At 70.1% G+C, this 17,222-nt stretch carries 18 protein-coding genes; 12 read left to right on the forward strand and 6 right to left on the reverse strand.

The genetic code is table 11. The features are described 5' to 3' along the window. Positions 1–196: 196 nt before the first annotated feature. Entirely contained in the window at positions 197–1,291 is a 1,095-nt protein-coding gene (locus tag ABD289_RS16765; protein ID WP_344133098.1) for a VIT1/CCC1 transporter family protein, read from the reverse strand. Between the two features lie 173 nt (positions 1,292–1,464). On the opposite strand from ABD289_RS16765, the gene ABD289_RS16770 reads away from it, so the two are divergent. The 9 genes from ABD289_RS16770 (at position 1,465) to ABD289_RS16810 (ending at position 10,272) form a co-directional block, all read left to right on the forward strand. Further along, positions 1,465–2,031 carry a YceI family protein gene (locus tag ABD289_RS16770; protein WP_344133102.1) on the forward strand — a complete coding sequence of 189 codons (567 nt, stop codon included), beginning with the start codon at positions 1,465–1,467 and terminating at the stop codon, positions 2,029–2,031. Positions 2,032–2,197: 166 nt separating this feature from the next. Further along, positions 2,198–2,383 carry a hypothetical protein gene (locus ABD289_RS16775; protein WP_344133105.1) on the forward strand — a complete coding sequence of 62 codons (186 nt, stop codon included), beginning with the start codon at positions 2,198–2,200 and terminating at the stop codon, positions 2,381–2,383. Between the two features lie 220 nt (positions 2,384–2,603). Further along, positions 2,604–3,518 (forward strand): ribonuclease Z, encoded by a 915-nt coding sequence (locus tag ABD289_RS16780; protein ID WP_344133108.1) that lies wholly within the window; start codon positions 2,604–2,606, stop codon positions 3,516–3,518. Between the two features lie 154 nt (positions 3,519–3,672). Continuing rightward, positions 3,673–4,182: a mycothiol transferase gene (locus ABD289_RS16785; RefSeq protein ID WP_344133111.1), complete on the forward strand. Its 510-nt coding sequence runs from the start codon at positions 3,673–3,675 to the stop codon at positions 4,180–4,182. 58 nt (positions 4,183–4,240) lie between these two features. Continuing rightward, on the forward strand, positions 4,241–4,732 hold the full coding sequence (locus tag ABD289_RS16790; protein ID WP_344133114.1) for a DnaJ family domain-containing protein: 492 nt from the start codon (positions 4,241–4,243) through the stop codon (positions 4,730–4,732). A 221-nt stretch (positions 4,733–4,953) separates the two neighbouring features. Beyond that, on the forward strand, positions 4,954–6,237 hold the full coding sequence (locus ABD289_RS16795; RefSeq protein ID WP_344133117.1) for a MarR family transcriptional regulator: 1,284 nt from the start codon (positions 4,954–4,956) through the stop codon (positions 6,235–6,237). Between the two features lie 162 nt (positions 6,238–6,399). Beyond that, positions 6,400–7,380, forward strand: a complete 981-nt coding sequence (locus ABD289_RS16800) for a LacI family DNA-binding transcriptional regulator (RefSeq protein ID WP_344133120.1) — start codon at positions 6,400–6,402, stop codon at positions 7,378–7,380. 39 nt (positions 7,381–7,419) lie between these two features. Beyond that, positions 7,420–8,895, forward strand: coding sequence for a mannitol dehydrogenase family protein (locus tag ABD289_RS16805; protein ID WP_344133123.1), 1,476 nt, complete (start codon positions 7,420–7,422; stop codon positions 8,893–8,895). A 33-nt stretch (positions 8,896–8,928) separates the two neighbouring features. Beyond that, the gene (locus tag ABD289_RS16810) at positions 8,929–10,272 is read left to right on the forward strand and encodes an MFS transporter (RefSeq protein ID WP_344133127.1); all 1,344 of its coding nucleotides are present in this window, start codon (positions 8,929–8,931) and stop codon (positions 10,270–10,272) included. Between the two features lie 62 nt (positions 10,273–10,334). Here the strand turns inward: ABD289_RS16810 and ABD289_RS16815 are convergent, their stop codons facing one another. After that, on the reverse strand, positions 10,335–11,132 hold the full coding sequence (locus ABD289_RS16815; RefSeq protein ID WP_344133651.1) for an MBL fold metallo-hydrolase: 798 nt from the start codon (positions 11,130–11,132) through the stop codon (positions 10,335–10,337). A 78-nt stretch (positions 11,133–11,210) separates the two neighbouring features. Here ABD289_RS16815 and ABD289_RS16820 point away from each other — a divergent pair, with 78 nt between their 5' ends. After that, positions 11,211–11,420, forward strand: coding sequence for a DUF2277 domain-containing protein (locus tag ABD289_RS16820; RefSeq protein WP_344133130.1), 210 nt, complete (start codon positions 11,211–11,213; stop codon positions 11,418–11,420). A 378-nt stretch (positions 11,421–11,798) separates the two neighbouring features. On the opposite strand, the gene catC is transcribed toward ABD289_RS16820, so the two are convergent. Genes catC through ABD289_RS16840 form a run of 4 tightly spaced genes read right to left on the reverse strand, consistent with a single transcriptional unit; the run spans position 11,799 to position 15,038 of the window. Further along, positions 11,799–12,089, reverse strand: a complete 291-nt coding sequence (gene catC / locus ABD289_RS16825; protein ID WP_344133134.1) for a muconolactone Delta-isomerase — start codon at positions 12,087–12,089, stop codon at positions 11,799–11,801. 28 nt (positions 12,090–12,117) lie between these two features. After that, positions 12,118–12,969: a catechol 1,2-dioxygenase gene (gene catA, locus ABD289_RS16830; protein WP_344133137.1), complete on the reverse strand. Its 852-nt coding sequence runs from the start codon at positions 12,967–12,969 to the stop codon at positions 12,118–12,120. A gap of 57 nt (positions 12,970–13,026) precedes the next feature. Beyond that, positions 13,027–14,130 (reverse strand): mandelate racemase/muconate lactonizing enzyme family protein, encoded by a 1,104-nt coding sequence (locus ABD289_RS16835; protein WP_344133140.1) that lies wholly within the window; start codon positions 14,128–14,130, stop codon positions 13,027–13,029. Next, positions 14,127–15,038 (reverse strand): LysR substrate-binding domain-containing protein, encoded by a 912-nt coding sequence (locus ABD289_RS16840; RefSeq protein WP_344133143.1) that lies wholly within the window; start codon positions 15,036–15,038, stop codon positions 14,127–14,129. The genes ABD289_RS16835 and ABD289_RS16840 overlap by 4 nt, the downstream gene beginning before the upstream one ends. 272 nt (positions 15,039–15,310) lie before the next feature. Between ABD289_RS16840 and benA the strand changes: the two genes are divergently transcribed. Both benA and benB read left to right on the forward strand, forming a co-directional pair. After that, complete coding sequence (gene benA, locus ABD289_RS16845) at positions 15,311–16,672, forward strand: benzoate 1,2-dioxygenase large subunit (protein WP_344133145.1); 1,362 nt, start codon at positions 15,311–15,313, stop codon at positions 16,670–16,672. A gap of 8 nt (positions 16,673–16,680) precedes the next feature. After that, positions 16,681–17,187 (forward strand): benzoate 1,2-dioxygenase small subunit, encoded by a 507-nt coding sequence (gene benB, locus ABD289_RS16850; RefSeq protein ID WP_344133147.1) that lies wholly within the window; start codon positions 16,681–16,683, stop codon positions 17,185–17,187. The last annotated feature ends 35 nt before the right edge of the window (positions 17,188–17,222 follow it).

Raw genomic sequence — 17,222 nt, forward strand, 5'->3', positions numbered from 1 at the left:
CGACGTCGATGCCCGGACCCGGCGCCCGCTCGAACCGCCCGCTACCCCTGCGGAACCTGCGGCCGGGGAAGGTCGGTGTCCGGATCGGGACGCGGCCGGAGCTGCTCCGGTAAATGCCTCGGCCGCGGTCCCAGATCAGCTCCGTTCTCCGCGCGAACCCGCTATCGGCGTGCCACCGCGCCGCAGCGCCAGGTGGTCAACCGACGGTGGCGCCGAAGAGCGTACCGAGCAGGTACGTCACGGCGGCAGCACCGGAACCGATCGCCAGCTGACGCAGCGCTCGGGGCAGCGGTGCCGCCCCGGAGAGCACCCCGACCGCCGCCCCGGTGAGCATCAGCGCGATGCCGACCAGCACCACCGCGAGCAGCGCCGCGAAACCACCGGTCAGGCCCGCGAGGAACGGCAGCACGGGGATCAACGCCCCGGAGGCGAAGAACACGAAGCTGGACCCGGCCGCCTTCAGGCCGGTACCGACGACCTCGTGCCCGGCGTCCTCGGTGGGCTCCGGGCCGGGCACGGGCGGCTTCGGGTCGCGCAGCAGCGCGTCCGCACGGCGCTGCGCCTCGTCCTCGGACATGCCTCGAGCCCGGTAGACCAGGGCGAGCTCGTTGGCATCCACGTCCAGGTAAGGCACCACCGCCCGGGCCTGCGGATCCGGTCTCGCCGCGGCCAGCAGCTCGCGCTGCGAGCGAACCGAGATGTACTCGCCCGCGCCCATCGACAGCGCACCCGCCAGCAGCCCGGCGAGCCCGGTGAGCAGCACGACCTCCGAGGGAGCGTTCCCGCCGATCACGCCGAGCACCAGCGCCAGGTTGCTGACCAGCCCGTCGTTGGCGCCGAACACGGCCGCGCGGAACGAGCCCGAGACCTGCGCGCGGCCGCGCGCTGCCAGGGCGCGCACCACCTCCTCGTGGATGCGCTCGTCGGCGGCCATCGAGGCGGGCACGTCCTGGTCGTAGCGGTACGGCGAGTGGCTCTCCGCGCGCTGGGCCAGCGCGAGCACGAACACCGACCCGAAGCGACGGGCCAGCGCCACCAGGACCCGCATCCGGAACTGACCTCGGCGGTGCGGTCCGATCTCGTCGCCGAGCAGGTCCTCCCAATAGCGGGCGTGGCGCTCCTCCGCGTCGGCGAGACCGAGCAGGATCTCGCGCTCCTCGCCGCTGCGCCGCGCCGCCAACCGCCGGTAGACGCGGGCCTCCTCGCGTTCGTCGGCCAACCGGCGCCGCCAGTGGCGGATCGAGCGGGCGGAGGCCGGCCCCGAGCGGTCATCGCTGATCTCGTCCTGCACGCGGTCAGACTCCCAGCGGGGAGGTGGTGTCACCACCCGACGAGCCGCCTCACCCGTTCAGGGGCCGCGCGACGCACCGGTCCGGGGAACCCGCCGGCTTCGCGCGCCCGTCCCCGGCAGCTGCGGCATAGTCGGCCTCGGACCTTCCCAACGACCAGGGAGAACCATCCATCATGACGGAAGCGACCGATCTCGGACAGCTGACCGGTGACTACACCATCGACGCCGCGCACTCCCGGCTCGGGTTCGTGGCTCGGCACGCGATGGTCACCAAGGTTCGCGGGCAGTTCACCGACGTCGAGGGCGAGATCCACATCGACGGGCACAACCCCGCGGACTCCTCCGGCACGGTGCGGATCAAGACCGCCAGCATCAACACCCAGCAGGAGGACCGCGACTCCCACCTGCGCACCGGTGATTTCTTCGACGTGGAGAACCACCCGGAGATCACCTTCCGGAGCAGGTCCGTGCAGCCCAAGGGCTCGGACACCTTCACCGTTTCCGGTGATCTCACCATCCGGGGCAGCACCAACCCGGTCGATTTCGATCTGGAGTTCACCGGCCTCGCCAAGGACCCGTTCGGCAACCTGCGCGCCGGTTTCGAGGGCTCGACCACGATCAACCGCAAGGACTGGGGCCTGTCCTGGAACGCCGCGCTGGAGACCGGTGGCTGGCTGGTCAGCGACAAGATCACCATCGAGCTGGACGTCTCGGCCATCAAGCTCGAGCCCGGCTCCTGAGCCCGGCTCCTGAACGCGTTCCAGCAGCGCGATCGGGAGCGCTGCGCAGCGCGCCTCGGCTCCTCTGGCGTGCCGCGACGCGCCGACCCGATCGTGTGGCGGCCCGGCCGCGCGGGCAGGGTAGGCTCCGCCTCGACGTCGACCGGACGACGGAGGCTTTCTGCACATGGACCGCAAGGCCGTGATCGTGGTTGTGGTGCTGCTGGTGATCGTCGGTGGCTCGCTGCTGGTGCGCGACCCGGTCGCGGCGGCTTCAGGGGTGCGCACCGCGTTCGAGTTCGTCGTCGCCGCCATCACCACCGTGGTGAACGCGCTGACCAAGTTCTTCGAGGCGCTGTTCCAGCCCAAGTAGGCCGATCGCACCCTCTCCCCGTGGCGCCGTCCGCGCACCTCGGGAGGACGGCTGATCCGCGCGGCGAGCTCCGCGGCACCCCGCCAGGAGATGTTTCGGTTCGGATCCGCGTGATGGCGCGGGTCGCGGAACCGAAGACGGTGCCGGGCCCCGGGACTCGAGCACGTCGCACCGCGTGCGGCTGCCACCGCACGCCGAGCGGACCGCTTAAGGTGTAGTCGTGTCCTCGCGGGAACTCGTCGTGCTCGGCACGGCCAGCCAGGTGCCGACGCGCAAGCGCAATCACAACGGTTACCTGCTGCGGTGGGAGGGCACCGGCTTCCTGTTCGACCCGGGCGAGGGCACGCAGCGGCAGATGACCTACGCCGGGGTCAGCGCGCACGACGTCCAGCACCTCTGCCTGACCCACTTTCACGGCGACCACTGCCTCGGGGTTCCCGGAGTGGTGCAACGGCTGTCGCTCGACCGAGTCCCGTACCCGGTGCACGCGCACTACCCCGCATCGGGAATCGAGCACTTCCGCCACCTGCGCTACGCCTCCGCGTTCGACGAGGTCGTGGATCTGCGGGAGCACCCGATCACCCGGGGCGGGCAGATCGCCGAGGGCGAGTTCGGCGTGCTTCGCGCCATCGGGCTGGAGCACCGCATCCCCACCTTCGGATACCGCCTCGAAGAGCCCGAACGCCGTCGGATGCTGCCGGAGGAGCTGTCCAGGCTGGGCGTGCTCGGTCCGGACGTCGGCAAGCTACAGCGCGAGGGTTCGCTGCGGGTCGGCGACCGCACGGTTCGGCTGAGCGAGGTCAGCGAGCGCCGCCCCGGCCAGCGCTTCGCGTTCGCCATGGACACCCGGCTGTGCGATGGCGTCTTCGAGCTCGCCGACAACGCCGACATGCTCGTCGCCGAATCGACCTTCCTGGAATCCGACGCGGAACTGGCCCGGCAGTACCGGCACCTCACCGCCGCGCAGGCCGCCCGGGTCGCCACCGACTGCGGTGTGCGATGCCTGGTGCTCACGCACTTCTCCCAGCGCTATCCCGACCCGCGCGCCTTCCACGAGGAAGCGGCGGCGATCTTCGATGGCACCATCGTGGTGGCCGGGGACCTGCAACGCGTGCCCGTACCGCCGCGCCGCTGACCCCGCTGCCTGCCACGATCGGTCGATCTCTCGTGGCAGGGTCCGCGCGCCCGGCTCTAGACTTGCGCGAGGCGGCGTTCGGCGAGCGCGCTCGAGCGCGGTGGTCACGTCGCAGGTTCGATCCGACCAGGTACCCGATGCCCGAGGTGGCGGCATGACCAGCGCTGACCTGCTAGTCGACGCGTTCAACCGGGTCCAGGAAGCGGTGCACGACGCCGTCGGCGGACTCGACGACGACCAGCTGGCCCACCGGGTCGATCCGGACGCCAACTCGATCGCCTGGCTGATCTGGCACCTCACGCGAGTCCAGGACGACCACATCGCCGATGCCGCCGAGACCGAGCAGGTCTGGCTCGCCCAGGGATGGGCCGACCGGTTCGGGCTCCAGCTCGACGAGGAGGACACCGGCTTCGGTCACACCTCCGAGCAGGTCGCCCTGGTGCGCGCCCCGGCCGAGCTGCTGACCGGCTACCACGACGCCGTGCACGAGCACACCCTGCGGTTCGTCGGGGAGCTCTCCGACCAGGACCTCGACCAGGTCATCGACACGAGGTGGTCACCCCCGGTCACGCTGGGCGTCCGGCTGGTGAGCGTGATCGCCGACGATCTGCAGCACAGCGGGCAGGCCGCGCTGCTCAACGGCGTGCTCAACCGCGCGGGCTGATTCCGCCGGGCACCGCGCGGGGTGGCCCGTCCCGCTCGCGATGCCGCAGAATCGACTCATGACCGAGCGCAAGCCGACCGGTGTCACGTTCGAATCATGGGTGGACAAGCAGATCCGCACCGCCCAGGAGCGCGGCGACTTCGACGACCTCGCGGGCGCGGGCGAGCCGTTGTCGGATGCGGGCACGCCCGTCGAGGAGAATTGGTGGCTCAAGAGCTACATCCACCGCGAGGGCATCTCCGGGGAAGCGTTGCTGCCGCCGCCGCTGCGGCTGCGCAAGGAGATCGAACGGCTCCCGGAGACCGTCGCCGAGCTGACCACCGAACGAGCCGTGCGCGACGCGGCGGGTGAGCTGAACCGGCGGATCGTGGAGCACCTGCGAGCTCCGGTCGGCCCGCAGGTCGCGATCGCACCGGTGGACGTCGACGCGCTCGTGGAGCGCTGGCGCACCGGCCGCCCCCGTCCCGGCGCCGATCAGGAACCGCCGCAGCGACCGAGCGCAGACCGGCCGGCCCGGAAGGCGCGGTGGTGGCACCGCTTCCGGCGCTGAACCACCGCGACCGGAATCCGCTGCCCCCGGCCGGGCTCGGCCGGCAGCGGATCTCCGCTACCGATCGCATCCGGCCATCACCCTGAGTGCCGGATTCTCGCGGAGTGCTCGCTCGCGACCGGAAATTTCGCGCGGTCGTATCCGGACACCAGTTGACCGGTTCCCGCGTTCGCGAAATCCTAGGGCGGTTCGGTCGGGGAAACCGGATCCAGGTGGCGGGCATGAGCGCGATGATCGGCGTCCTGGTGCATGATCGGCACCAGGGTTCGTTCCATCGTGCTGCCCGCAGCAGCTCCGGTACCGACCTTCGCTGGAGCACCTACCGGGAGCCGTCGCAGGCTCCGGAGCGGTTGCGCGATCTGGTTTCCGACACCACACCCGATGGGTTGCTGGTCGACCAGCACGCCGCAGGAGCGCTTCGCGGGCAATTGCCGGAATCGCTGCCGCTGAACATCGTCGCCCCCACCGCGACTGAGCTGGCGATGGCGATCGCCAGAATGCGCGCGCGATTCCCGGAACGGCACCTCGCCAGCGTGGACGGATTCGGCCAGGACGAGCTGCGGGAGGTCACCGACCCGCTCGAACTGGCCGCCACGGCCGCGCCCCACCCGCGCGAGGCCTCCCTCGAGCAGATCGTCGAGCACCACCGGAAGACGTTGCGCGACGGGGGTGTTGCGATCACCTCGCACCCCGGCGCCGGCGAGGTCCTCGCGAACGACGGACCCGTGGTGCAGATCGACCTGAGCCCGGCCACGATTCGCGCCGGGCTCAACGAGCTGCGACTGCGCGCCGACGCGGCACGCGCCGAGGGAATGCGGTTCGCCGCCGGGGTCTTCCAGGTCCGCAATGGCCACGACGTCGAGTCCGCGCGCGCCGGGATGCGCGAAATCCTGCTGCGCGACGACACCTTGTCCGGCGCGTGGGTCGAGAAGCACGGCCGCCGAGGGCTGGTCGTCTTCGCGCACCGAGCATTGCTGGAGCGCAACACCGACGGCTGGCAGGTGGTTCCCGCGCTGGAGGACGCCAGGATCCAGCTCGACATCCGCGCGGCCGCGGGCTTCGGCATCGGCGCCTCGGTGACCGCGGGCATCTCCCTGGCCGAGCGCGCCGTCGTGCGGGCCGAAGCCGAGGAGCACCCGTGCGCGTTCCTCGTCCAGGACAGCGGCACCATCATCGGCCCGATCGGCGGCGGGTACCGCCGGTCCCGCTACACCTACCGCGATCACGGCGCGGCGGTGGAGCGCTTGGCGACCGAGGTGGGCCTGAGCCCGACGACGCTGTCCCGCCTGGCGGCGCTGGAGCAGGAGGTGCACGGCCGCGCGCTGACGCCCAGCGAACTCGCCGCGCTGCTCGGCATCACCGATCCCAGCGGCCGCAGGCTGATCCGCAAGTTGCAGGCGGCCGACCTCGTCAGCGCCGAAGGCAGCGCGCACTCGGCCCGTCGCGGCCGCCCGACCCGTCTCTACCGCCTGCGGCTCACCGACACGCTGGGGCCGCTTACGTAAGCCCTCTCCCGGGCACCCGCCTGCGGCGCCGGTCGACCGGGGCGGGCAGCGTCATCGCGCGTTCGGCAACATTCGGCAAAGTGTTGACAATCTTGCGCAAGGTTGGCGAGTATTTGGCGGCCTGGCCACACGACCGGGTGAGCACGAGCACGCGGAGGAGCGATGGCGCCGACCTTGACCGACGTGGCCAGGCAGGCCGACGTCGCGCTGTCCACCGCTTCCCGGGCCTTCAGCGACCCGCAGCGACTCGGCCCGGAAACCTTGCGCAAGGTGCTTGCCGCCGCGCAGGATCTCGGATACCAGTCAGGTTCCAAGCAGTCCGACTCGCAGGCCGGCGGGTCGACCGTGGCGATGGTGGTCCCGGACATCGCCAACCCCGTCTACGGAACGCTGGTCAAGGCGGCCCAGGACGAAGGCAGGCGGCGCCACCAGACGCTGGTGCTGCACGATACCGACCGGGATCCGGAACGCGAGCGCGAAGCCATCGCGCACTTGCGCAACGAGGTCGCCGCGATCGTGCTGTGCTCCTCCCGGCTGCCACCCGACGAGATCGCCGCGCTCTGCGGCAGCACACCGGTGGTGCTGATCAACCAGCAGGTCGACGGCGTCGACTGCGTGCTGGGTGATGCCGCGGAAGGCCTGCGGCAAGCGGTCGACTACCTGGGCGCGCTCGGGCACGCGAAGCTGGCCTTCGTTCCCGGTTCACCGCACTCCTGGTCCACACCGCGCCGCGTGGACCTGATCCGCTCGCTGGCCGCCGAATCCGGGATGGATCTCGAGGTCCTCAACTGGCGGGCCGAGACGGTCTCCGCCGGTACCGCGGTGGCGGCCAGCGTGCTGGCCACCGGGGCCACCGCGGTGATCACCCACAACGACCTGGTGGCCTTCGGCGTCATCAAGGGAGCCCGCGCGCTGGGCGTCGAGGTGCCCACCGGGCTGAGCGTGATCGGCATCGATGACGTGGCGCTGACCGAGGTCTCCAACCCCTCCCTGACCAGCATCTCCATCCCGTGGTCCAAGGCGGGCGCGCTGAGCGTGGAGCTGCTCGGCGAGATCCTCGCCGGACATCGACCGCCGCCCCGCGCCCAGCTGCTTCCCGCCCAGCTGGTGGTTCGCGACTCGACCGCCCCCGCCCCGCGCTGAAATCCGCCCGCCGCAACATCTCCGCACGATTGGCCGATCATGCAACGCCTCTCCACCGCAACCACGCCTGCCTCGGCTCTCCAGCACCACCGCTCGCTGGGCGCGCCCGGCATCGTCCACTTGGGACTGGGAAACTTCCACCGCGCGCACCAGGCGGTGCACACCGCGCGCGCACTGGCGCACACCGACGGCCCGTGGTCGATCTTGGGCGTGGCCAACTCCTCGGCCGCGGTCGCCGAAGCGATGCGCGAGCAGGACATGCGCTACGGCGTCGTGCAGATCTCGCCCGATGAGACCCGCGTCGAGGTCCCCGCCGTGCACAGCGACGTGCTGGTGGCCAAGCAGCAGCCGGACGCGGTGGCCGACGCGCTGGCCGCTGCGCAGACCCGCATCGTCACCCTGACCATCACGGAGAAGGGCTACACCTACTCGCCGCGCCGAGCCGGGCTCGACCTCGACGATCCGGCGGTGCAGGCGGATCTGCGCGGTGGTGCGCCGAGCACGGCGGTCGGCAGGCTGGCCCGAGCACTGCAGCGGCGCGCCGCCACGCACGCCGCACCGATCTCGATCCTCAGCTGCGACAACCTCATGGCCAACGGCGATCTGACCGCCGGGCTGGTGCGCGAGTTCGCCGAGCAGCTCCCCTCGTCCGAAAGCGCCGAGCTGCTGGCCTACTTGGACGCGCAGGTGAGCTTCCCGAACTCCATGGTGGATCGGATCGTTCCGGCCACCACCGATGCGTACCGGCAGGCGGTGGCCCAGCAGCTGGGCCTGCGCGACGAAGCACCGGTGCCCGCCGAGCCGTTCAGCATGTGGGTGATGGAGGACCGCTTCGCCGCCGGCAGGCCCGCCTGGGAGCACGGCGGTGCCACCTTCACCACCGATGTCGCGCCGTACGAGCTGATGAAGCTGCGACTGCTCAACGGGACCCATTCGCTGCTGGCCTACCTCGGGGCGCTGTCCGGTTGCGACCTGATCGCCGAATCCACCGGCACGCCGAACATCGGCGAAGCGGCGCGGCGGGTCATCTTCGACGACTACTTGCCGACCTTCAGCCTGCCCGCCGACATCGACGCCGAGGAGTTCACCGCGCAGCTGTTCACCCGCTGGGCCAACCACGCGCTCGGCCACCGCACCAGGCAGGTCGGCTCGGACGGGTCGGCCAAGCTGGCCCAGCGGGTCCCGGAACCGGCGCTGCACCACCTGCGCGCCGGGCGGATGCCGCACCACCTGGCGTTGACCGTGGCCGCCTACCTGTGCTGCATGGCGCCGCCGGAGGGCTTCGACGCGGGTCCGCACGCGGCGGCGATGGCCGATCCGGCCCGCGAGCGGCTGCAGGCCGCGGCCGGCGCGGGCGGCACCACCGAGTTCGTCGCGCGCGCCCTGCGCGACGGGCTTCTCGGCGAGGAGCTGGCCGAGCACGACGAGTTTCAGCGGAGGGTCGCCGAGTTCGTCGACCTGATCGCGACCCGCGGTCCGGCAGCGGCGACCGCAGAAGCACAGCAGGCGGCCTGACCAGGCCACTTGCCCGGATGAGATTGCGTGACGATGACTGAACAACGAAGTTCAACGGTGGACACCGCGCCCCCGCCCGGAGAGGCCGATCCCAAGGCGGTCCGGCGGGCGGCGTGGGCCGGCCTGATCGGAACCACGCTGGAGCAGTACGACTTCGTCATCTACGGCACGGCGTCGGCGCTGATCTTCAGCAATCTGTTCTTCCCGAACATCTCGCCCATCGCGGGCATCCTGGCCAGCTTCAGCGCCTACGCCGTCGGTTTCGCCGCGCGGCCGCTGGGCGGGCTGTTCTTCTCGCGCTTCGGCGACCGGCTGGGGCGCAAGTGGGTGCTGGTGGCCACCCTACTGCTGATGGGCGGTTCGACGCTGGCCATCGGTCTGCTGCCGACCTTCAGTCAGGTCGGGCTGCTGGCGCCGGTGCTGCTGGTGCTGTGCCGGTTCTTCCAGGGCGTGGGCGCCGGTGCCGAGCAGGCCGGTGGGGCCACGCTGCTCACCGAAACCGCCCACAAGCGCACTCGTGGCAGGATGGCGTCGCTGGTCATGACCGGTGCGGCGCTGGGCACCGCGCTGGGCGCGATCGCCTGGATCCTCGCTCAGATGCTGCCGCACGACGCTCTGATGAGCTGGGGCTGGCGACTGGTGTTCGGCAGCAGCCTGCTGGTGACGATCGCTGCGCTGATCATCCGGCGAAAGCTCAACGAGAGCCCGGTGTTCGAGGAGCTCAAGGAACACGCCAACGAGGCCCAGGCACCGGTGGCCGAGACCTTCAAGAAGGGACGTCGCCCGTTCCTGCTCGCGTTCTTCATGAACGTCGGTTCCAACGCGCAGTCCTACACCTACCAGGTGTTCATGGCCTCCTACCTGGTCTCCTCCGTCGGCGTCGACGACTCGTTCGTGCCCAAGGTGCTGTTCGTGGGCGCGCTGTGCGGTGGTCTCGCGGCGTTCGGCTTCGGCGCGCTGTCCGATGTGCTCGGTCGCAAGCGCGTCTACTCGACGATCATGGGTGCGCTGGTGCTGCTGCCGGTTCCGACGTTCGTGGCGCTCAACACCGCTTCGCCGGTGGCCATCACGGTGGCGATCATCATCGGCTTCGTGCTGGCCTGCCACGGTTCGGTCGGCGTGCAGATGAGCTACTTCCCGGAGCTGTTCGGCAGCCGCTACCGCTACGCGGGCGTGGCGCTGAGCCGCGAGTTCTCCGCGGTGGTCGGCGGTGGCATCGCCCCGCTGATCTGCGCGGGACTGATGGCGCTCTTCGGCGGCTCCTGGGTGCCGGTGGCGATCTACATGATGGTGATCATGGCCATCAGCTTCGTCGCCTCGCGGATGGCTCCGGAGACCCTCGACCGCGACCTGACCGATCTCGAAGCGGCGAGGTAGTTCCTCGCCGAACAGTGGGGGCGGGCACCGGCCGGTGCCCGCCCCCGCTCGTCTCGCGTGGCTCACTCCTCGAGCACGAAGCTCAGGTAGCGCCGGGCCGAGCGCTGCACGATCTCGTGCGCGCCAGCGGGGATCACGGTGTCCCAGAACGCGCCGTAGAGCGCGTCGAACCGGTAGTCCTCGAGCATCTCAGCGGCTCTGCGCACGACGCTGGGGCGCTCCGGAATGAGGTTCGGGTAGCTGTACATGAACGCGACGTGCGTGCGGTCCGGGATGACCTGCACGATGTCGCCGCTGCACAGCGACCCCTCCCCCGCCGCGTTGTGCAGCACGGTGCCGCCCGCGAAGTGCACCCCGAGGTTGATCAGCGTCAGACCCGGCGCGAGTTCCTTGGTCTCGCCGTCCCAGAACTCGATCGCCGGGTCCGGCCTGCACACCCACTGCCGGTCGTCGGCGTGCAGGTGGATGGGCACGTCGAAGGCGCGCGCCCACTCCACCATGGTCGTGTAGTAGTGCGGGTGGCTGATCGCGACGCCGATCAACCCGCCGCGTTCGTCGATCGCGGCCGCGATCTCGTCGTCCAGGTAGGAAACGCAGTCCCACAGCACGTTTCCGGCCTCGGTCGGTACCAGCAGCGCGCGCTGACCGATGCCGAACTTCGGCTCGCACCCGATGCCCAGCAGCCCGCCTTGATCGCGCAGCAGCGGCTCGTGCTCGGCTCGCAGGGTCTCCAGATCGGTCCAGCGCTGTCCGTCCAGCGGCACGTACTGCCGCTCGTCCAGGCAGATCGGGCAGTCCGCCCGCTCCTGCGCGTACTGGGTCCCGCAGGTCGCGCAGATCGGCAACGGGGCGGCGCCCATGACTTCCTCCCGGCTCGGTTTCGACACCGGGCCACATTAACGCTGGTGAGCGGGGCGCGGCAGGTGGACAATGCGCACATGTGCCGAAGCATCAAGACGCTGCGCCCACCGTATGCCGAACAGGTGACCGAATCCGACGTGCACGCGGCGGCCCTGCAGTACGTCCGCAAGATCTCCGGCTTCCGCGCGCCCGCAGCGCACAACACCGAAGCCTTCCAGGAGGCGGTCGACGAGATCGAACGAGCGACCGCCAAGCTGCTGGGCGCGCTGCAGGTCAGAGGGCGGTGAGCCACGCACGTCGCCCGGCCGCGGGTGCTCCCGGGACCCGCGGAGTCGGCAACGAACCCCACCGGCCAATCCGACAGCGACACCCGAGCAGGGGACGTGACAGCTTTTCCTAAGGGGTCCTTTCAGAATGCGGCGGGGCCGCATGCGGTGTGGGACTCAGCCGGCGCCGCTGCGGGTTCTCCGACGTCGTCGGGCGAGGACAGCCGCGACGCCGCGCAGGCCGCTGCTCAAGGAGCGGATCCCGCAGCCCGGCGGCGTCCGAGGTTCCGCTCCCGGCACCGCCACAACCCACGAACTGAAAATGTCTCCTAAGACCGTCAGGCCTCGACGCCCGAGAGGCCCGGACAGGAGCCCGGTGCGCCCCGGTCCGGCTCGCGCTCAGGCCCGCAGCAGGGCGATGTCCGATGGATGCGTGGCCAGCGGGGTGACCTCGACGTTCATGTACGGGAACAGCGGCAGGTTCCACAGGATCTCGTGCAACCGCTCGTTGTCGGCGACGTCGAAGACGCTGAGGTTGGAGTACCGGCCGGCCAGCCGCCAGATGTGCACCCATTCCCCGTCCCGCTGCAACTGCTGCGAGTAGGCCTTCTCCCTGGCGAGCGTGTCCGCCTTGACCTCGGGATCCATCTCCACCGGGAGATCGACGTCCATCTTCACCGCGAACAGCAATGCGCTTCCTCTCTCCGGCCGCGCCGGTTCACTCGGGGTCGAGGACGAAGTCGTAGGTGACCTCGTTGCCGGAACCATCGGGCTTCGGCGCCGGATCCAGGATCAGCTCGGGCTTGACCGCCTGCGCGATGTCGTCGGCCACGTGCTCGCCGCCCGCGAAGTACAGCTGGGCGGTGAGCAGCTGGTGCCCCGGCGCGGAAACCTTCAGGTGCAGGTGCGCCGGACGCCAGGCGTGCCAGCCCGCGGCGGAGATCAGCTTGCCGCACGCGCCGTCGGTGGGGATCTGATACGGCGCGGGCTGCACCGTGTGGATCTTGAACCTGCCCTGCTCGTCGGCGACGACCGTGCCGCGCAGGTTCCACTCCGGAATGTCCGGGGCGAACTGCGAGTAGTAACCGTCGTCGTCGGCGTGCCAGATCTCGACCTCCGCGCCGGACAGCGGCTGCCCCGCCACGCTGCTGACCTCTCCCTGGAACAGCAGCGGGGTCCCGGGCTCGGCATCGCGCATCGGCAGGGTCGCCTCCGCGGGCAGCCGCGGCGCGTCCGGCACGTAGTAGGGCCCTTCGATGGTGCCCTTGGAACCCCGCCGGTCGGAGGTGGCGACCTCCTCGACCACGTGCTCGACCCACACGTCCAGGAACAGCGGCCACTCGCCGTCCGCGCCGACCTGGATCAGCCACGCCTTGAGCGCGTCGTACTCGGCGTAGGTGACCTCGTGCTTGCGGATCGTGTCGTGCACCGCCTTGAGGACCTCGCCCGCCAGGAGGTCGACGCGCTCCGGGCTGGTGTCGGCCGCGCTGCCCTTCTGCTGGAAGCGCTCGGTGGCGGCGGCGCCCGAGGCCGCTGCGGTGGCTTGCTGGTCGCTCAGCTGCGATGTCATCTCGATACTTCCCTCACTCAACTGCGTTGTTGACGGTTCTCCGCGCCCGCCCGGGCCTCAGCGGTCCTGGCGGTAGTGCGCGAGCTTTTCGGGGTCGATCTCCACCCCGATTCCGGGAAGCCGCCGGACCGGGACGGTGCCGTCGACGATCCGGATCGGCTCGGTGAGCAGGTCATCGCGCATGTCCAGGAAGTTGGACAGCTCGCCCGCGCGCTTGGAGGTCAGCTCGTGCGCCGCGCCGAAGACGGCCCCACACATGGTTCCGAGCTGCCCGTCGACCTGGTTGCCGACCACCACCTCCACCCCGAGCCCCTCGCACTGGAACAGCACCCGTTGCGAGGCGGTGAACCCGGTGCGCGCGGTCTTGATGCTGATCGCCGTCGCCGAACCGCCCAGCAGCTCGCGCGTGACCTCGGCCGGGCGGGTCGCGCTCTCGTCGGCGACGAACGGGATCGTGCACTGCTGGACCAGCCACCGCCTGCCCAGCACCTCGTCGGCCGGGCACAGCTCCTCGGCCAGCGTCAGCCCGAGGTCCGACATCTCCTGCAGGGCGCGGGCGGAGTCCGAGGCGGTCCAGCCGCGGTTGCCGTCGACGTAGAGCTCGACGTCCTCGCCCAGCGCTTCGCGCAGCGCTCGGCAGGCCGCGACGTCCTGGGTGTAGGGATTGCGCCCGACCTTGACCTTGAAGGTGGTGATCCCGTACTCGTCGCGCATCCGCTCGGCCTCGGCGACCATCTGCTCCGGTGGTGCGAAACCCACCATGTGCGAGACCCGCATCCGGTCGCCGTACCCGCCGAGCAGGTCGGTCACCGGCAGCTCCAGCGACTTGCCGATGACGTCCCACAACGCCATGTCCAGCGCCGCCTTGGCCGTGGGGTTGCCGACGGTGCGGTTCAGCCGCGCGTGGATGGCCTCGCGCTCCAGCGGTGAGCTGCCGATCACCTCGGGCGCGAACAGCTTGTCGATCGCGGTGATGATGGATTCCTGGGTCTCGCCGTAGGTGAACGGTCGCGGCGGCGCTTCGCCGACCCCGACCAGCCCTTCGTCGGTGTGCACCCGGACCAGCACGTGCTCGGCGGCGTGCACCTCGCCGCTGGCGAAGCGCAACGGCTTGCGATACGGGATGGCGAACGGGATCGCCTCGACCTGCGTGATCTTCACGGGGAAACCTCGATGTCTCGCGGGTTGAACACCTCGTCTGCGGTCAGCGCGGTGAGCAGGTTGCGCAGCAGCGGCGAGTCGTCGTCGTCCCGCCAGGCCACCGCCAGCTCGACGCTGCCCGCGTCGGGGACCGGGCGGAACACCACGCCCGGCAACGGGATCGACCGGACCGACTCCGGGGCCAGCGCCACCCCGAGCCCGGCCGCCACCAGGGCCACCTGGATCGCGGCCTCCCCGATCTCGTGGCCGCACAGCGGGTAGAACCCGGCGGTCAGGCAGCTGCGCACGACGGCGTCGTTGACCACCGAGCGCAGCGTCGTGGAGTACATGATGAAGCGCTCGGAGCGCAGCCTGGCCATCTCGACCTCGTCGAAGCCGGCCAGCGTGTGATTCTCGGGCAGCACCAGCACCAAGGGCTCGCGGGCGATGGTGCGGTGGGCGATCCCGGTCTCCCGCGTCGGCGGGCGCAGCACGCCGACGTCGATGCTGTCCTCGCGCAGCGCCTTCTCCTGCGCCGGGGTCAGCAGGTCGGCGTGGATTTCCAGTTCCACCGCGGGAAGTTCGCGTTCCACGATCCGCGCCAGCCTGGGTAGCTGCGCGTAGCAGGCCAACCCGGTCATGCCCAGCCGCAGCACGCCGTGCCTGCCATCGGCGAGCCGCTCGACCCGGCCGGTGGCGTCCTCGATGGACTTGAGGATGCGCAGCGCGTCGTCGTAGAAGACCTCACCGGCGGGCGTGAGCTGCACCTGCCGCGTGGTGCGCGCCAGCAACGACGCGCCGAGCTCGTCCTCCAGCTGGCGGATCGCCTGCGACAGCGGTGGCTGCGCCATGTTCAGCCGCTTGGCCGCCCGGCCGAAGTGCCGGGTCTCGGCGACCGCCACGAAGTAGCGCATGTGCCGCAGCTCCATGCCCACCCCCTCCACCGCAACCGCAGGGCTGTGGTCGCGACCACAGCGCGACCTCGTCCCGGCCAGACTAAGCCGGTTATTCAGCGGCCACAAATACTCATTCGAGCCACTTTCATATGTGGCGCATATGAATGGGGGTCCTGGTCGGAACTCGGGTTTTGCCCGGTGTGACCCAGCGCACTCGCGTGCCAACGTGCTCCAAACCTTCTCCGCGAAGGCGGACATCGCAGTCCGAGGCGGGCGGAGTCGCCCGCCGGAACAGGAGGCACCACATGTCCGAGACGCTGGACCGCATCCGGACCACGCTCGCCGACGCCCTGGTGGAAGACCCCGAACGCGGCGTGTACCGCGCCAACCGCAGCATCTTCACCGACCCGGATCTGTTCGAGCTGGAGATGCGCTACCTGTTCGAGGGCAACTGGCTCTACCTCGCCCACGAGAGCCAGATCCCGAACCCCGGGGACTACTTCACCACCTACATCGGGCGCACCCCGGTGGTGATCACCCGCGACAAGCAGGGCGAGCTCAACTGCCTGGTCAACGCCTGCTCGCACCGCGGCGCGATGCTCTGCCGCCGCAAGCGGGACAACCGCACGACGCTGACCTGCCCCTTCCACGGCTGGACGTTCAGCAACTCCGGCAAGCTGCTCAAGGTCAAGGACCCGCGCGACGCGGGGTATCCCGAGCAGTTCAACACCGACGGCTCGCACGACCTGACCAGGGTCGCGCGCTTCGAGAACTACCGCGGATTCCTCTTCGGCAGCCTCAACGCCGACGTCGCACCGCTGGTCGAGCACCTCGGCGAGGCCGCGAAGATCATCGACATGGTCGTCGACCAGTCACCGGACGGCCTGGAAGTGCTGCGCGGCGCCTCGAGCTACGTCTTCGACGGCAACTGGAAGCTGCAGGCCGAGAACGGCGCGGACGGCTACCACGTCTCGGCGACGCACTGGAACTACGCGGCCACCACGGCCCGCCGCAAGTCCGGCGAATCGGCGAACGAGACCAAGAACATGGACGCCGGTTCCTGGTCCCGGCAGAAGGGCGGGTTCTACTCCTTCGAGCACGGGCACCTGCTGCTGTGGACCGAGTGGGCGGATCCGAGCAACCGCTCGCTGAACGAGAAGCGCGACGAACTCGTGGCGCAGTTCGGCGAGGACCGCGCCAACTGGATGATCGGCTACTCCCGCAACCTCTGCCTGTACCCGAACGTCTACCTGATGGACCAGTTCAGCTCGCAGATCCGGCACTTCCGGCCGATCTCGGTGGACAAGACCGAGGTGACCATCTACTGCATCGCCCCCAAGGGCGAGAGCGCCGAGGCGCGGGCCAACCGAATCCGCCAGTACGAGGACTTCTTCAACGCCACCGGGATGGCCACGCCGGACGACCTCGAGGAGTTCCGCGCCTGCCAGAACACCTACGTGGCGACCGCGGCGCCGTGGAACGACCTCAGCCGCGGGGCCACCCACCAGATCGACGGCCCCGATGCGGACGCCGAGCGGCTGGGCCTCGAACCGATCGCCAGCGGAGTGCGCACCGAGGACGAGGGCCTCTACCCCATCCAGCACGGCTACTGGCTCGAGAAGATGCGCGCCGCGGTGGATTCCGCCGAGGCCAGCGGAAACCGGTGAGGTGCGAGATGACCACAGCTACCGCGGAGATCACCACCGAGGCCGTGCGGCAGTTCCTCTACCGCGAGGCCCGCTACCTGGACGATCGCGAGTTCGAGCAGTGGCTCGAGTGCTACCACCCGGACGTCGTGTACTGGATGCCCGCGTGGGACGACGATGACGAGCTCACCGAGGACCCGCACAGCGAGATCTCGCTGATCTACTACCCCAACCGGGGTGGCCTGGAGGACCGGGTCTTCCGGATCCGCACCGACCGATCGGCGGCCACGAGCATCCCGGAGCCGCGCACCGGGCACAACATCACCAACGTGGAGATCGTCGAGCAGCGCGGCGGCGAGGTCGACGTGCGGTTCAACTGGTTCACGCTCTACTACCGCTACCAGAACGTCGACACCTACTTCGGAACCTCGTTCTACACCATCGATTTCACCGGCGAGCTGCCGCTGATCACGAAGAAGACCGTGGTGCTCAAGAACGACTACGTGCACCACGTCGTCGACATCTACCACGTTTGATCCCGCCGATCCGGCTCAGCGGCCCGGCGGTGCGG

Origin of the sequence: Saccharopolyspora halophila, assembly GCF_039531955.1 — a bacterium.
Classification (GTDB): domain Bacteria; phylum Actinomycetota; class Actinomycetes; order Mycobacteriales; family Pseudonocardiaceae; genus Saccharopolyspora; species Saccharopolyspora halophila.

What these genes read in the sequence shown, in the direction of transcription:
- ABD289_RS16785 (WP_344133111.1), top strand. Translation starts at nt 3,673, where the DNA reads ATGACCAGCGCTGACCTGCTAGTCGACGCGTTCAACCGGGTCCAGGAA.
- ABD289_RS16770 (WP_344133102.1), top strand. Translation starts at nt 1,465, where the DNA reads ATGACGGAAGCGACCGATCTCGGACAGCTGACCGGTGACTACACCATC.
- ABD289_RS16805 (WP_344133123.1), top strand. Translation starts at nt 7,420, where the DNA reads ATGCAACGCCTCTCCACCGCAACCACGCCTGCCTCGGCTCTCCAGCAC.
- ABD289_RS16795 (WP_344133117.1), top strand. Translation starts at nt 4,954, where the DNA reads ATGAGCGCGATGATCGGCGTCCTGGTGCATGATCGGCACCAGGGTTCG.
- ABD289_RS16790 (WP_344133114.1), top strand. Translation starts at nt 4,241, where the DNA reads ATGACCGAGCGCAAGCCGACCGGTGTCACGTTCGAATCATGGGTGGAC.
- ABD289_RS16815 (WP_344133651.1), bottom strand. Translation starts at nt 11,132, where the DNA reads ATGGGCGCCGCCCCGTTGCCGATCTGCGCGACCTGCGGGACCCAGTAC.
- ABD289_RS16820 (WP_344133130.1), top strand. Translation starts at nt 11,211, where the DNA reads ATGTGCCGAAGCATCAAGACGCTGCGCCCACCGTATGCCGAACAGGTG.
- benB (WP_344133147.1), top strand. Translation starts at nt 16,681, where the DNA reads ATGACCACAGCTACCGCGGAGATCACCACCGAGGCCGTGCGGCAGTTC.
- benA (WP_344133145.1), top strand. Translation starts at nt 15,311, where the DNA reads ATGTCCGAGACGCTGGACCGCATCCGGACCACGCTCGCCGACGCCCTG.
- ABD289_RS16775 (WP_344133105.1), top strand. Translation starts at nt 2,198, where the DNA reads ATGGACCGCAAGGCCGTGATCGTGGTTGTGGTGCTGCTGGTGATCGTC.
- ABD289_RS16800 (WP_344133120.1), top strand. Translation starts at nt 6,400, where the DNA reads ATGGCGCCGACCTTGACCGACGTGGCCAGGCAGGCCGACGTCGCGCTG.
- ABD289_RS16840 (WP_344133143.1), bottom strand. Translation starts at nt 15,038, where the DNA reads ATGGAGCTGCGGCACATGCGCTACTTCGTGGCGGTCGCCGAGACCCGG.
- ABD289_RS16810 (WP_344133127.1), top strand. Translation starts at nt 8,929, where the DNA reads ATGACTGAACAACGAAGTTCAACGGTGGACACCGCGCCCCCGCCCGGA.
- catA (WP_344133137.1), bottom strand. Translation starts at nt 12,969, where the DNA reads ATGACATCGCAGCTGAGCGACCAGCAAGCCACCGCAGCGGCCTCGGGC.